This window comes from Leptolyngbya sp. KIOST-1 (genome assembly GCF_000763385.1).
In the GTDB taxonomy this organism is placed as follows: Bacteria; Cyanobacteriota; Cyanobacteriia; order Phormidesmidales; family Phormidesmidaceae; genus Nodosilinea.
Map to the genome: position 1 here is coordinate 1084905 of NZ_JQFA01000004.1, position 13866 is coordinate 1098770.

A 13866-nucleotide genomic window follows, 5' to 3' on the forward strand; every position below is an offset into this window, starting at 1 on the left:
CGCTCTGTATTTCACCGCTAACTTCTACTTCTAACTAGACGTGTGCCATGTCCTCTGCTGAGCTGATTCAGGTTCAACGCCCGCGATCGCAGTCGCCGCTGCTCTACCTGCTGCTGGCCCTGGTGGCGGCCCTGGTGCTGGGGGTATCTGGCTTTGGCTGGCAGCAGAGCGCCCTGGCCCTGGTGGGCACCCTGTTTGGCCTGACGCTGTACCAGGCCAGCTTTGGCTTTGCCTCCTCCTACCGCCACCTGCTGGTGCGCGGGGACGGGCGCGGGGTGCTGGCCCAGGTGCTGATGCTGGGGCTGGCGACGCTGCTGTTTGCGCCCCTGATTCTGGGCGGTGTGGGGCGTGGTGCCGTTGCCCCGGTGGCGGCACAGGCAGTGTTTGGAGCCTTTATCTTTGGGGTGGGAATGCAGCTGGGCAGCGGCTGCGCCTGCGGCACCCTCTACACCATCGGCGGCGGCAGCTCGATGATGCTGTTTACCCTGCTCACCTTTGGCACCGGGTCCTTTTTGGGCACCCTCACCAACGAGGCCTGGACGGGGCTGCCCCAGACCGAAGCCCTGTCGCTGATCGGCCTGTGGGGCTGGGTCGGTGTGGTTCTACAACTGGGGGGGCTGGGGGCGATCGCCTACGGGCTCTGGCGCTGGCAGCGCTCTAAGCTAGCCGAGGCCGAGAATTTTTGGTGGCGGCCCAGCTGGCGATCGCTGCTCTACGGTCCCTGGTCGCTGGTGGCCGGGGCGATCGCCCTGGCCCTGCTCAACACCCTCACCGTCCTGCTGGCCGGGCGACCCTGGGGTGTGACCTGGGGCTTCACCCTGTGGACCGCCAAGCTGGCCCAGCTGCTCGGGTGGGACCCGGCCACCAGCATCTACTGGCAGCAGGAGCATGTGGCCACTGTGCTCAACGCCAGCGTTTTTGCCGACGTGACTTCGGTGATGAACTTTGGCATCGTGCTGGGGGCGGCGCTGGGAGCGGCGATCGCCGGGCAGCTCACCGTCCGCAAGCCCCCCTCGCGGCGATCGATCCTGGCTGCGCTGATCGGCGGGCTGCTGATGGGCTACGGGGCCTGGCTGGCCTTTGGCTGCAACGTCGGTGCATACTTTAGCGGTATTGCCTCCACCAGTCTGCACGGCTGGCTGTGGATCGCCTTTGCGCTAGTTGGCACTGCCGTTGGAGTTAAGCTAAGACCACTGTTCCATTTGCAGAACTAGTCCCCCGCCCCGAGGGTCTACCCATGTACGCCGTTATTTCCCGCGACACCATCCAGCTACCGCCGGGCACGGTGGTGCGTATGCCGGGCACCTGGCAGGACTACCAGACCCTCTGTCACAGCCGGGGGAATAGCTCTATCCCTCGGGTCAAATACCGTAGCGGCGAGATTTTGCTCATGAGCCCCATGCCCCGCCACGGTCGGGAGGCCAGCCTGCTTGCCGACATTGTCAAAGCTCTGCTGGACAGCGTCGGGCGCAATTACGAAGCTTTCACCCCAATCACCATGGAGCTGCCTGAGACCAGCGGGATCGAGCCAGACTACTGCTTTTACATCGACAACTGGGCGGCGGCGGTGGGCAAAGACCGCATCCGGTGGGACGCTGAGCCTCCCCCCGATCTAGTGATCGAGATCGACATCACCTCCTACACCGCCGTCGAAGATTACGCCGCCTACCAGGTGCCCGAGGTGTGGCTCTATCAGCGGGGGCAGCTGCAGCTGTTTGCCCTCACCGCTGGGGGCTATCAACTGACCTCCACCAGCCGCTACTTCCCCGACGTCGCTCTGGCCGAGGTGGTGGCCGACACCCTGCAAGTCGCCGCCACCCAGGGCAGCGGCGCGGCCATTCAGGCTCTGCGTCAGCGCCTTCCCTGATGTCGCCAGTGAGCGGTTTTCTGCCCCGACCTGCGGTACGCTCATAGCACTTGTATACCGTGCACATGGCAGGGGGCGATGCGCGACAACACCCAGAACCAGATGAAGCTGTCGCAACTGCGAATCTTAGTTGCCGTTGCCGACCAGCAGACCTTTAGCGATGCGGCACTGCACCTCGATATGTCGCAGTCGGCGGTGAGCCACAGCATTTCGGCCCTGGAAGATCACCTGGGGGTGGTGCTGTTCTCCCGTGGGCGGCACGGGGCCCGGCTGACCCCGGTGGGCGATCGCATCGTCAGCCATGCCCGCACTATTTTGCAGCAGGCCGAGGCGATCGCCCGGGAGGCCGAGCTGGCCCGAGGTCTGCAGGGGGGCCAGGTGCGAATCGCCTCCTTCCGCAGCATTGCCATTCACCTGCTGCCCGATGCGATCGCCCAGTTCAAGCAGCGCCACCCCAACATTGCCGTCAACCTGAGCGAGCATGACAACTACCTCCAGGTTGAAAAAGCCCTGCGCGAGGGCCGGGCCGATATTGGCTTTACCCTGCTGCCCGCCGCCGATGACCTCGACACCTGGGAAGTGCTCGAAAACGCCTACGTGGCCCTTTTCCCCCCCGAGTTCAAATCTGCCGGGCCGCAGATCACCTGGGCCGAAGTAGCCCACCACCCGCTGATCATGCCCCCCGCCGATCGAATCATGATGCGCGATGTCTACGACCACGTGCAGGCCCACGGCTACCAGCTCAACGTCGTCTCCGAGGTTGAAACCGACACCACCATCGTCAACCTGGTGGCCCAGGGGCTGGGGGCCACCATTCTGCCCCGGCTGGCTGCAGAGCCAATTCCAGAGCGGGTGCAGGTGTTTGACCTGCCTGTACCGCTGGTGCGGGTGATTGGAGCCGCCGTACTGGGCAACGGCCTGCACACCCCCGCTATCTACGCCTTTCTAGACGTGCTGAAATCCCTGGGCAATTCCCTGGCGGCTCCCGCCACAGCAGCGGTGGGAGCCGGCCAGTCCTGAGCCAACGACCGTGCGCGACTTGCCGACAAACGGCTTAGTCATCCCCAGCCCAGAGGTGTGATGCTAGATCCGAATCGCATGCCCCCAATTCAAAACAGGTGGCTGGCGTAGGGGCATAGGCGAAGCCAGGCCGTTTTACGGTGTTTGTCCGGCCCCACCGGAGGTCGCCAAGGCGGATTGAGCATGAATCATTCAGGTTAGGGAATTCTGACGGTGGGGCGTCGGCAGCAGGCAAAAAAAGCCCTGCCGTTGGTTGAAACAGCAGGGGCCATGTCATGTCTGGTCGAAGGATTGAGTTGATGCGTAGCCGGTCTACAGTCCGTTGCCAAACCCTTTGCTCATCTCTAGACCAAAGCGGGTGAGAGTATCTGAGGTCCAGGTATTGCCGACCGTGGTTTGGGTTGTATCCGCACCAAAACCAAATGCCCGTGCCAGCCAGTGGCCCAGTTGAGTCAGCTTTCGAGTTGTCCAGGCTTTGATCAGGGTCACAGGAGAAGCTCCAATCGCCGGAGTTGAGTTGGGGAGAGAAGTAACGGTGGTCTTGCTGGCCACTTCTGCATAGTAAAAAAACGCATCGAAGACTACAAAAAGTAGCTTGCATCTTGCCATGAGTAGCTTTCATGAAAACTCTTGTGGCGTTTTGAAAAGCCTATTCGAAATATCTCCAGGACGACCCTGGGACAGCAGCCAACCCCTGCCATAGCGTGGGTTACAGCCCCCAGGGTCCGGGCTAAACGTCGAGTCGCTGAGCCTGTTGTTCGCAACAACCATTGCGGAATTATACAAACGTTGTTGAACCTCAAAAAACACGTTAAACTGTATTTGTAAATACAGAAAATGATGCCGTTCATCCTGTCTGCCCCCTGAGAGTGCTATCGCGAACCGACAGGACGGAAGTAGAGACCCCCTCTCGAAGGAACGCGCCTCAACCACTTTTGCCTTGGGAGGCGAACAACCTATGGATACTGCTCTTGTTGCCGGACTCGAAATTATTGCCGCTGTCACCGTGATGACGGTGGTGGTCTGCCCCATGCTGCTGTGGGTGCTGCCCAACCGCAGCAACCCGGTGGGTTAACAAACTCAAGGGTCGGGTGCCTGGTGGGGAGTGCCAGCAAAACTGGCTTACAACCCCAGACCCCCGACCCCTTCAGCGCTAAACCCTAAAAAAAGGGGATGGATTAAACAATCCATCCCCTTTTTTGCATCAGACGCTCTTGCGTCAGTCTAGCGACCGGGCTGTTGCAGATAGACGGCCAGGGCATCGGCCATCACCTGGGCCATGGGCCGCCCCTCTTTGTCAGCGGTGGCCTGCAGGGTCATAAACAGATCGTGGGAGATGCTCAGCCGGTGCCGCCCTTCCTTAGTGTGGCGTGGGGTGTACTGGTCCGCTTTGTAGGTGGCGGCGAACTGGCGCAGGGCCTCAAAGCCAACGCGATCGCAGAAATCGCCAAAGCTTTCGTCCTTCTTGCGCCCGTCGCGGAAGAACACAAACAAAGGCTCCAGGGTGGTCTCGATGTCGTTGTCGTGGAGGCGCTCCAGGTAGGGGCGGGCCAGTCGGGTCTGGTTGGGCGACCCCCCCAGCCATACTTGGTACGACTCGGGGGCGCTGCCCACAAAGCCCAGTTCGGCCATGTAGGGGCGGGCGCAGCCGTTGGGGCAGCCGGTCATGCGCACCACGAAGTGCTCGTCCTGCAGGCCCAGCTTGGTCAGTAGGCCCCGCAGCCGCCCCAGCACCGTGGGCATAATTCGCTCGCTCTCGGTCACCGCCAGGCCGCACAGGGGCAGCGCCGGGCAGGCCATCGCGTAGCGCACCAGCGGGTCTAGATCGGTCTCTTTGACCACGCCGTGACGGGTGAGAATGGCTTGGATTTCGTCCCGGTCGGCGGGCTTCACCTCGTAGAACAGTACGCTCTGGTTGGGGGTGATCAGCATGGGCAGGTTGAAGCGCTGCACGATCTCCTTCAGCGCTGTTTTGAGCTGTAGCCCCTGGCGATCGAGAATGCGGCCATTTTCAACGGGGACACCCACAAACCAGTTGCCGTCGCCCTGCTCATGCCAGCCCAGGTAGTCGTAGAAGGTCCACTTGGGCAGCTTTTTGAAGGGCTTGAGCGGCTTGCCCAGGTAGGTCTCCACCTGCTGCCGAAAGCGCTCTACGCCCCAGTCGTGGATCAGGTACTTCATGCGGGCGTGGCGGCGGTTGTGGCGATCGCCGTAGTCGCGCTGGGTGGCCACGATCGCCTTCATCAGGTCGTAGACGTCGGCTTTGTCCACGTAGCCAATTTCGTCGGCGGTGCGGGCAAAGGTCTCTTCTTTGTTGTGGGTGCGGCCCAGGCCACCCCCGGCCAGCACGTTGAAGCCCTTGAGCTGCCCCGAGCGATCGGTAATCACCACCAGGGTGACATCGTGGGTGTAGGCATCGATGGAGTTGTCGCCGGGCACCGTCACCGCGCACTTGAACTTGCGCGGCATGTAGTGGGTGCCGTAGATCGGCTCGACGCTGTTGTGGACGATGGTGCCGTTGCCATTGCGCTGGCGGGCCGCCACTACATCCGGGTGCTCCTCGGCGGAGAGGAACTTCTCGCCGTCGAGCCAGATCTCGTAGTAGGCCTCGGTCTGGGGCCGCAGCAGGTCGGCGATGTTGTTGGCGTACTCCTGGGCCAGCTGGTACTCGGGCCGGTTTTTGTAGGGCGCAGGCGGAGCCATCACGTTGCGGTTGAGGTCGCCGCAGGCCCCCAGGGTAGAGCCCAGACTGCGCACGATCGCGCCAATGGTGGCCTTCAGGTTTTTCTTCAGCACCCCGTGCAGCTGAATGCCCTGGCGGGTGGTGGCCCGCAGGGTGCCGTTGCCGTACTCATCCGAGAGGCGATCGAGGGTGAGGTACAGCTCTGGCGACAGGTACCCGCCGGGATTGCGGGTCCGCAGCATCATCTGGTAGTCCTTCTCCTGGCCCTTGGCGCGGTTGTCGCGGTTGTCCTGCTGGTAGGAGCCGTGAAACTTGAGAATTTGAATTGCCGATTCAGAGAAGTGGTTGGTGTCTTGCAACAGTTCACTAGCCACGGGCTCGCGCAAAAAGTGGCTGTTTTCTTTGATCACTTCCAGCTTGGAGGGAGTTGGCCCAGGGGCAGCAGAAGTAGGCGTAGATTTGATCGGGGTCTGAACCATGGCGGCAGGCAAATAACCGTAGACAGAAAACCCCAGGCAACGACACCGCTGAAGCAGCTGTTCCCTGAAGTGAGGACAGGGGAATTCACCGATTCTCCGGTAACTCGGTCGGAATTGTGGTGAATGCCAAACTCATCCTACCATCGGATCCAAATAATCGGCCAGCTTGCCCACGGAAATTCACAGTATTAAGAGTAGTTACCCCTATGCCCCCCGAGGGGATGCCGGCGCTCAGGACCCTCACTAACCGTAACCCAAACCGCGCGAAGGGGGCCAGGGCGTTTACGATCAAACCAAGTTTCCCTAAGGTTTTATCCATGCCCGACGCCATGATGTATCAGGAAGAGATGTTCGTTGTGCTGATGCCCGGCGCAGCGGAGGAATTTCTCACCCCCGAAGAGCTGCTGGAGCGGCTGACGACCATCCTGGGCGATCGCCAGGATGACCTACCCCATGACCTCCAGCGCTTTAGCACCATCGCTGAGCAGGCCCAGCACCTGCGCGACACCGCCTGCGACCTGGAGCTAGCCCCCGGCGAAGCCATGCAGTGGTACGTAGTGCGCTTGGAAAAGTAACGAGGCTGAACCTAGTGTGGTCATTACGGTCTATTAAACCAACCGCACTTTAAAGTATTGAAGGGCTTAGCCATGAAGGTGGTTTACGACACTGAGGTCGATGTCCTACGCATTCTATTCAGCGATGCAGCGATAGAAGAAAGCGACGAAGAAAAACCTGGCACCATATTTGACTATGACGTGGCGGGGAACATCGTCGGGGTTGAGATTTTAGATGCCTCAAAACGCATAGCCAATCCACGATCGATTGAGCATGTGGTAACGGGCTAAAACAATAGAGTTTGAGTCGTAGGGTGCATTCGCGGCTGAAGTCCCCACGTTGCAAAGGTAAGATCGCTTACATAAGCTGCAATACACTGCCTACCCATTGCAAGCCTCTCAACTTACAGACTATATACCCGTCGCTAGCTTGATTGTGAGCAAAACTGTAGAGTAAGGATATAGTATCGACTAAGAATATGATGATATTCTCAAATGAAATAAATGAATGTTTTCCAAAGGGAACAAAAGTTTCTGGGACTGTTTGTCAACATCGTCAATTTGGTTTTTTTTTAAGATTTCTGGGACTGATATTTTAGGTCTTGTTGATGTAAGTGGATGTAAAAATTTGGAAACCTATCCAGAAATAGGCTCGACAATTGAAGCTGTAGTTCTACAGTTTAGGGATTCTGAAAACCCTCTTAAAAGACATTTTCGCCTAGGTGTCAATATATCTACATTGAAAGGAGCCAGGTTTCTTTGAGAAACTAAGTTTCTGACCGTGCTACGGAGCATCATCTAGATACAAACGAACAAACTCATCGGCGGCTTCTGAGTTGATTTCCCGTAATGCATCCCTAAGTTGCAAGACCATCTCAGCTCCTGGGTCGCATACCTTGTTGACCCAGCAACACACGTTCGATCGCCCAACTCCCATCTTGACGGCCACCCGGTTCTGGCTGATGCGGTAAGTCTCTAATACTTGCCGTAGTGCTTTGCCTGCTTGTCCCATGCCATTGATCCTGGCAGAAGGCTGGAGCAGGGTCAGTTCTTGATTGGAGAAGATTTCGATTTGAGGGGTCTTCTTCATTCTTCAAGATCTGGGAGTTGCTCTAATTCATTTGCCAAAGCGTTTTGAAAATCTTCTTCACAGTGGCTGTTCAAATGAATGGCTGAAGCAATTAGTTCAGCCAATATATTTGCCTTTTGATTGTCTTGTAGCTCTGGAAGCTGAAGCTGGTGAATGAGCTCAAGCACCCGGCCACATTCATCTCCTAGTTCTTGAATCAAGACATTAAGGGTTTTATCCTGAATGGCCAAATTACGAATACCCAGTTGCATGGTCATCTCCCTAGACGTTTTCTAGCCTGTCGGATTCCTTTTTCAAAAGCCAAAATTTCTGTTTCCCAATGTTGGATGAGTCCTGAGTCAGGAAAATCTTTTTGGCGTTCTTGCCTGATCTTCGATAAGTGTTCATCAATGCGTTTTTGCAAGCTCTCAATTGTTTTTCGATGTTTCTTTTTACCCATAAAGACTTAGAGACACTTTCATCATAGTGATTTCTATCGCATGTCACCCAGATATAGGCGAACAAATTCTTCGGCAGCGATGGGGTTAAGTTGTCTCAAAGCTTCCTTAATTTCAAAAATTACATCTCCGGCTGGGTCACGGAGTTCTTTTACCCAGCGGTTTACGTTAGCGCGATCGGTGCCCATCGTCACCGCCAGTTTGTTTTGGCTAATGCCGTAGGTTTCCAAAACCTGCCGTAATGCGCTGCCTGCCCTTCCCATGCCCAAATTTTGGCAGAGGGGGCTAGGCTCGTCCATGTTGCCAAAGTGTCAGCGTTCGTTTATGCTGCCAATATGTCAACGTTGTTTTCGCCATGCCACAAGCTAACCATTCACTTGCCGACGCAACTTCCCAACTTCGCCACTCTGCTTTTCTTGCTGCTATGCCACAATCCACCAATGAGCCTGTTGGAAATCGTGAACCTGTGCAGCTAATGGTAATCGGCAGCGCTCAGGGCATTGAAACCATCGTGCAAACGCTGCACCTGCGGGGCTTTGCCCACGTCAGCGAGTGGAGCGTGGCCATGCCCCACAGCTCTGGCAGACTCATGCGAGTGCTCACCCGGTGGGTCCAGCAGAAGCGCTAAAACCCCGTTCTAGCGTTGACAGCACCCTAGAACGGGGCTCAAACCTATTAGTCTGCAAAGCCAAAGGTGCCAGGCCAAAGGTGCCAGGCCAAAGGTGCCAGGCCAAAGGTGCCAGGTTAGTGGGGCTTACGGTGTAGGGTGTACGGTTCACGGCAGTCCTTGAACCGTACACCGTGTACCCTGCACCTTTAGACCGTTAGAGCCTGTCACAATCAGGTCTGCCGTCCCAGACGGGCCAGGCGGGGCACTCGCCCCAGACGCCCGGTCATCAGCCGCAGGGCCAGACGCTTCAGGGGGGGCACCGAGCCCAGCACCCACAGCCCCGTCCGCCGCAGGACCACCAGTGGCCACAGTTGATTAGAGAAGGTGCGGGTCAGCAGGTCGGTAAAGCTTAGAATGACCCAGTTCTCTACGCGTCGCCAGCGCTCGTAGCGGCGCAGCACCGCCACGCTGCCCAGGTCCTGCCCCCGCTGGTGGGCGGCGGTGAGCACCTCCGCCAGCGCCGCCGCATCGCGAATGCCCATGTTGAGCCCCTGGCCACCGACCGGGTGGCAGCTGTGGGCGGCATCCCCCACCAGGGCCAGGCGGGGCTGTACGTAGCGATCGCACTGCATCAGCTGCACTGGAAACATGGCTGGAGCGGTCAGCCGCTTCAGGTGCCCCATCTGGGTGCCGTAGCGGCGCTCTAGCTCAGCCATAAACTCGGCTTCGGGCATTGTCAAAATCGCCTCCGCCTCGGCGTGGGGAGCCGTCCACACGATCTGGCAGCGCTGACCCGGCAGGGGCAAAATGGCAAAGGGGCCGCTGGGCCAGAACCGCTCGTAGGCGGTGTTCTGGTGCGAATGCTCCGGTTCTAGCACGGTGGTGATACAGGACTGGCGGTAGCGCCAGCCAACGCTGCCAATGCCCGCCCGCTGCCGCAGCAGCGACCCTTTGCCATCGGCGGCGACAAACAGGGGCGATCGCACCGCAATTTTCCCGTCGGGCAAACTCACCTCGGCAACCATTCCTGCACCCTGCTCGTAGGTTGCGCCCAGGCTGGCCGAGCAGAGGTAGTGAATGTTGGGAGCAGCGGCGATCGCCCCTTGCAGCGCGGCCATTAGCACCCCGTGCTCGGCCCCGTAATACACGGCATCGGTGCCCAGGTCGGTGGGTAAAAACTGCACCACCCGACCGTAGTCCCCGTCGGAGAGCTGCACTTTGTCAAAGTGGCAAATGTGCGGCCCGATCTGGGGCCACAGCCCCAGGCCCTTAAAAATATCGGCTGAGGTCAGTGAAAAGGCGTAGGCCCGCTGCCGGGAAGCGGCCCCCGCCGCCGTTTGGGCTTCGATCACCGCCACCTGCAGGCCGCTGGGGGCCAGCGTTGCCGCCAGAGTCAGCCCCACAATGCCGCCGCCGACAATGGCCACATCGACCGCCAGTTCAGAGCGTAGATCCGCCGGGCGATCGGCGGAGACCGGAGAGCGAAAGTGAGGAGTGGTAGCGGTCATAGGGGCAGGGTTCACCGTGGCTATAGATCTATTCTGGCCCCATGATCTATCAGAAATCAAGGCTAGCCAGGGCAATGGCGAGGTTCGGATCGGCGGTTGAAAGGAGTTTCCCCAACGGTGGGCAATGCCTAATCCTGACCATACAACAGGTCCATATCCGGGGCTTCTGTGCAGTAGAAGTGCACCCAGACGTAGGCGTGTTGAAACAGGGCCACCGCCAGGGCCGCCTGAGACCCGATCAACAGAGCGATCGCCCACAGGCCCAGAAAGGCAAAGACATACATGGCATTGCCGCTCCAGGCAAAGGCTCCCTGCTGTACCAGCGGCATGGTCCGGTAGTGCGATCGAAAGTGGTCGCCGCCAATGGCGCGGGGAATGCCAAAGTAGCGTGCCACTGACCAGAGGGTGTAGAGGGCCGGAATTAGCAGCGCCAACCCCAGCCCCAGGGCAATAGGCTGGGGCAGCGCTAGAGAGCCGCGATTGGCGATCGCCAGCCCGACAACCAAAATCGGACGGGCCACCAGCAGGGGCAGAAAGAGCAGTCCCCAGACCACCAGGTCATACTGGCCAAATGCTCTGGACAACAGGGACCAGCCGAGCTGCGATCGCCAGACCAGCCAGACCGCCACCTGATGCACAATGGCGGCCCCCACCGCCAGCCAGAACCAAACCTCGTCTTCAAGCCCCAACCAGGAACTGACCCCGAGGGCAGGAGCGGCAAAGGCCCAGGCCAGCGGTAGCAGTAGAATTAGCGCCACCAGGTGCCACGGCTGCCGCTTGAAGAAGAACTGGATAGAACGAGCCGCTTCCATGCCTGCTTCCTCCCTGGCTGATACTAATCACCGTCAGGGCAAGCCTCGAAACGTTGCCCTACACCCTCTTTATCTACCTCAAAAGTGGGCTGTGCAGAGTTCTTAAAAGCGAAAGAGCAGGTTGGGTGAAAAAGGCTTTTGGTCCGAAGTGATGACCCTTGCTAGGCGGCCATCGGCAGCGACGACTGACTCAAAATGCCCTGGTAGAACTGCTGCAGCTGGCGGGTGGCGGCGGCCCAGCCCCAGCGCTCGGCCTCGGCCACAGCATTGCGGCGCATGACTTCGCGCTCGGCGGTGGCCTCTATCAGGCGACGGGTGGCGGTAATGGCTCCCTCCTCGTCCTGGGGATCAAACAGGAAGCCGTTTTCGCCATCGGTGACGATGTCGGGGATGCCGCCAGAATTGGCTGCCACCACCGGGCAGCCCGCCGCCATCGCCTCCAGCAGCACCAGGCCCAGGGTTTCGGTGCGCGACGGGAAGACAAAGGCATCGGCAGAGGCGTAGGCGGCGGCCAGATCTTCCCCGGCCAGGTAGCCGACAAAATTAGTATGGGTGCCCTCAAAGTGGGCCTCTAGCTCAGCCCGGTAGGGACCGTCACCCACCAGCGCCAGCCGCGCGTCGGGAATGGCCTCCAGCACGGGCTTAATGCGATCGATCTCTTTTTCGGCGGAGAGGCGACCAATGTAGAGCAGCAGGGGCGCTTCGGGGTGGCCTTCGGAAAGGCGATCGCGCATCGCCGAGCTAGCCAGCTCGGGCCGAAACAGCTCGGTATCGACGCCGCGCTGCCACACCTGAATATTTTCGACGCCGTGCTCCGACAGCTCGCTCTGCATCGCCGTGGAAGTCACCAGGTTGATCTGGGCCTGGTTGTGCATGGCCTTGATCAGCTCCCACATCACCCCCTCCAGCATGCCCAGGCCGTAGTGCTCCAGGTACTTGGGCAGGTGGGTATGGTACGACGCCACCAGGGGCAAATCCATTGACTTGCTGTAATAAATGCCCGCCAGCCCCAGGACGGCGGGATTGACGACATGGACTAAATCGGGCTGAAAATTTTCCAGGGCTTCGCCGATGGAGGGGCGGGGCAGCGCCAGCTTTAGCTCGGGATAGAGCGGCAGCGGAAAGCCCGACACCCCGTGGATCTTGGCTCCCCGGTACTCCGTCAGCCCGCCCTCGGGGGAAAACACCAACACCTGGTTACCCTGGCGCTGGAGGTGATCGACGGTGTGCTTCAGGCGGGTGACAATGCCGTCAACTTTCGGCAAAAAGGTCTCAGTGAAGAGAGCAATTCGCATAGGGGGCTTGGGGGAGTGGATGGGTGGGCGGGTGGATGAGTGGGCGGGTGGATGAGTGGGCGGGTGGATGAGTGGGCGAGTATGGGCGCGTAACTTTTGCGATTGGCTGGTCTGGGCTGACTATTCCAGGAATAGCTTGGCTAAGCGTCAACTAACCCATCTACCCATCCACCCGTCTACCCATCCACGATCAGTCCCGCCGCCACTTGACCTTGGGCAGAATCTGGCTGTGGTCGACGCGGTCTTTGTACTTGATGGCAAAGTTGAGCAGACTGTCGAGCAGGGAGTCGGACAGCATGTGGGGTTGCAGGCCCAGATCCAGCAGGTTGGTGTTCTTGGCGTTGAAGTAGTGGTCTTCGGCCTCCACCCGGGGGTTGTCCAGGTGGTTGATTTCCACGTCTAGCCCCAGGGTATTGCCCGCCTTCTTCACCATCATGGCCAGGTCGCCGACGCTAAACATTTCGGTGAACTGGTTGAAGACGCGGAAGACACCGGGGTCGCCGGGGTTGGCGATCGCGATTTCAACACAGCGCACGGTGTCGCGAATGTCGAGGAAGGCGCGGGTCTGGTTACCCTTGCCGTAGACGGTCAGGGGGTGACCCACGGCGGCCTGAATACAGAAGCGGTTGAGGGCGGTACCAAAGACGCCGTCGTAGTCGAGGCGGTTGATCAGCAGCTCATCCATGCCGGTCTCTTCGGTGAGCACACCGTAGACCACGCCCTGGTTGAGGTCGGTGGCGCGCAGGCCCCACACCTTACAGGCAAAGTGAATGTTGTGGGAGTCGTGGACCTTGCTGAGGTGGTAGAAGGAGCCGGGCTGCTTGGGGTAGGGCAGGGTGTCCTTGCGACCATTGTGCTCAATGGTGATGTAGCCCTCTTCAATGTCGATGTTGGGGGTGCCGTACTCGCCCATGGTGCCCAGCTTGACCAGGTGGCACTCGGGGAAGTGGTCGCGCAGCACGTAGAGCAAATTCAGGTTGCCCAGCACGTTGTTGGCCTGGGTGAGCACCGCGTGCTCGCGGTCGATCATGGAGAACGGGGCGGAGCGCTGTTCGCCGAAGTGGACCACCGCACCCGGCTCAAACTCGAGCATGGTCTCCTCTAGGAAGGAGTAGTCGTTGATGTCGCCAATATAGAGGTCGATGTGCTTGCCGGTGAGGTCTTTCCAGCGCTGCAAGCGGCTCTGAATAGGAGCAATCGGGGTCAGCGTCTCGATTTGAAGCTGCGCGTCCCAGTGACGCCGCACCAAACTATCGAGGATGCCAACTTCGTAGCCGCGATTGGAAAGATACAGGGCAGTGGCCCACCCGCAATAGCCGTCGCCGCCAATTACAAGGACTTTCATATCAATGCTTCAATCTCTTTGCCGATACCAAGACAATCTACCAGGTTTAGCGGACCTGTAAACCACTGAATAGTAGATTCCGGGATCAGAGCTTTTTTTGCAGTTAGCGAATTGAACAGGGTTTTTTGCGTTTGCCGCACCTGCCGACTGCGGCCCACGTCGCCAA

The 13866-nt window shown here is 59.2% G+C and carries 15 protein-coding genes and 1 riboswitch; of the genes, 6 read left to right on the forward strand and 9 right to left on the reverse strand.

Going from position 1 to position 13866, the window contains the following annotated elements; all coding sequences use genetic code 11:
• The first annotated feature begins 47 nt into the window (after nucleotides 1-47).
• From NF78_RS21790 to NF78_RS21800, 3 genes are all read left to right on the forward strand, one after another.
• Nucleotides 48-1214 (forward strand): YeeE/YedE family protein, encoded by a 1167-nt coding sequence (locus NF78_RS21790; protein ID WP_035991616.1) that lies wholly within the window; start codon nucleotides 48-50, stop codon nucleotides 1212-1214.
• Nucleotides 1215-1237: 23 nt separating this feature from the next.
• Entirely contained in the window at nucleotides 1238-1867 is a 630-nt protein-coding gene (locus NF78_RS21795; RefSeq protein ID WP_035991618.1) for a Uma2 family endonuclease, read from the forward strand.
• Nucleotides 1868-1945: 78 nt separating this feature from the next.
• Nucleotides 1946-2887: a LysR family transcriptional regulator gene (locus NF78_RS21800; protein WP_052050833.1), complete on the forward strand. Its 942-nt coding sequence runs from the start codon at nucleotides 1946-1948 to the stop codon at nucleotides 2885-2887.
• A 312-nt stretch (nucleotides 2888-3199) separates the two neighbouring features.
• On the opposite strand, the gene NF78_RS31450 is transcribed toward NF78_RS21800, so the two are convergent.
• Both NF78_RS31450 and sir read right to left on the reverse strand, forming a co-directional pair.
• Nucleotides 3200-3496, reverse strand: a complete 297-nt coding sequence (locus NF78_RS31450) for a hypothetical protein (RefSeq protein WP_156119921.1) — start codon at nucleotides 3494-3496, stop codon at nucleotides 3200-3202.
• 233 nt (nucleotides 3497-3729) lie between these two features.
• Nucleotides 3730-3812, forward strand: a riboswitch (Glutamine riboswitch).
• 299 nt (nucleotides 3813-4111) lie between these two features.
• On the reverse strand, nucleotides 4112-6049 hold the full coding sequence (sir, locus tag NF78_RS21805) for a sulfite reductase, ferredoxin dependent (RefSeq protein WP_035991620.1): 1938 nt from the start codon (nucleotides 6047-6049) through the stop codon (nucleotides 4112-4114).
• 317 nt (nucleotides 6050-6366) lie between these two features.
• On the opposite strand from sir, the gene NF78_RS21810 reads away from it, so the two are divergent.
• Entirely contained in the window at nucleotides 6367-6624 is a 258-nt protein-coding gene (locus NF78_RS21810) for a chlororespiratory reduction protein 7 (protein WP_035991622.1), read from the forward strand.
• Nucleotides 6625-6696: 72 nt separating this feature from the next.
• On the forward strand, nucleotides 6697-6894 hold the full coding sequence (locus NF78_RS21815; protein WP_035991625.1) for a DUF2283 domain-containing protein: 198 nt from the start codon (nucleotides 6697-6699) through the stop codon (nucleotides 6892-6894).
• 493 nt (nucleotides 6895-7387) lie between these two features.
• Here NF78_RS21815 and NF78_RS21820 read toward each other — a convergent pair whose 3' ends face one another.
• The 3 genes from NF78_RS21820 to NF78_RS21830 form a co-directional block, all read right to left on the reverse strand.
• Complete coding sequence (locus NF78_RS21820; RefSeq protein ID WP_318655498.1) at nucleotides 7388-7693, reverse strand: helix-turn-helix transcriptional regulator; 306 nt, start codon at nucleotides 7691-7693, stop codon at nucleotides 7388-7390.
• A complete protein-coding gene (locus NF78_RS21825; RefSeq protein ID WP_035993658.1) occupies nucleotides 7690-7944 on the reverse strand; it encodes a hypothetical protein in 255 nt (84 codons plus the stop codon). Before NF78_RS21825 ends, NF78_RS21820 begins: the two co-directional genes overlap by 4 nt.
• A gap of 221 nt (nucleotides 7945-8165) precedes the next feature.
• Nucleotides 8166-8360 carry a helix-turn-helix transcriptional regulator gene (locus NF78_RS21830; protein WP_318655499.1) on the reverse strand — a complete coding sequence of 65 codons (195 nt, stop codon included), beginning with the start codon at nucleotides 8358-8360 and terminating at the stop codon, nucleotides 8166-8168.
• Nucleotides 8361-8554: 194 nt separating this feature from the next.
• On the opposite strand from NF78_RS21830, the gene NF78_RS31455 reads away from it, so the two are divergent.
• Nucleotides 8555-8758, forward strand: a complete 204-nt coding sequence (locus NF78_RS31455; protein ID WP_072016223.1) for a hypothetical protein — start codon at nucleotides 8555-8557, stop codon at nucleotides 8756-8758.
• Between the two features lie 212 nt (nucleotides 8759-8970).
• Here the strand turns inward: NF78_RS31455 and NF78_RS21840 are convergent, their stop codons facing one another.
• From NF78_RS21840 to NF78_RS21855, 4 genes are all read right to left on the reverse strand, one after another.
• The gene (locus NF78_RS21840) at nucleotides 8971-10248 is read right to left on the reverse strand and encodes an FAD-dependent hydroxylase (RefSeq protein WP_035991626.1); all 1278 of its coding nucleotides are present in this window, start codon (nucleotides 10246-10248) and stop codon (nucleotides 8971-8973) included.
• Between the two features lie 128 nt (nucleotides 10249-10376).
• Nucleotides 10377-11060 carry a methyltransferase gene (locus tag NF78_RS21845; RefSeq protein ID WP_035991628.1) on the reverse strand — a complete coding sequence of 228 codons (684 nt, stop codon included), beginning with the start codon at nucleotides 11058-11060 and terminating at the stop codon, nucleotides 10377-10379.
• Between the two features lie 161 nt (nucleotides 11061-11221).
• Nucleotides 11222-12355, reverse strand: a complete 1134-nt coding sequence (locus NF78_RS21850; RefSeq protein WP_035991630.1) for a glycosyltransferase family 4 protein — start codon at nucleotides 12353-12355, stop codon at nucleotides 11222-11224.
• A 190-nt stretch (nucleotides 12356-12545) separates the two neighbouring features.
• The gene (locus tag NF78_RS21855) at nucleotides 12546-13700 is read right to left on the reverse strand and encodes an NAD-dependent epimerase/dehydratase family protein (RefSeq protein ID WP_035991632.1); all 1155 of its coding nucleotides are present in this window, start codon (nucleotides 13698-13700) and stop codon (nucleotides 12546-12548) included.
• Nucleotides 13701-13866 lie beyond the last annotated feature (166 nt).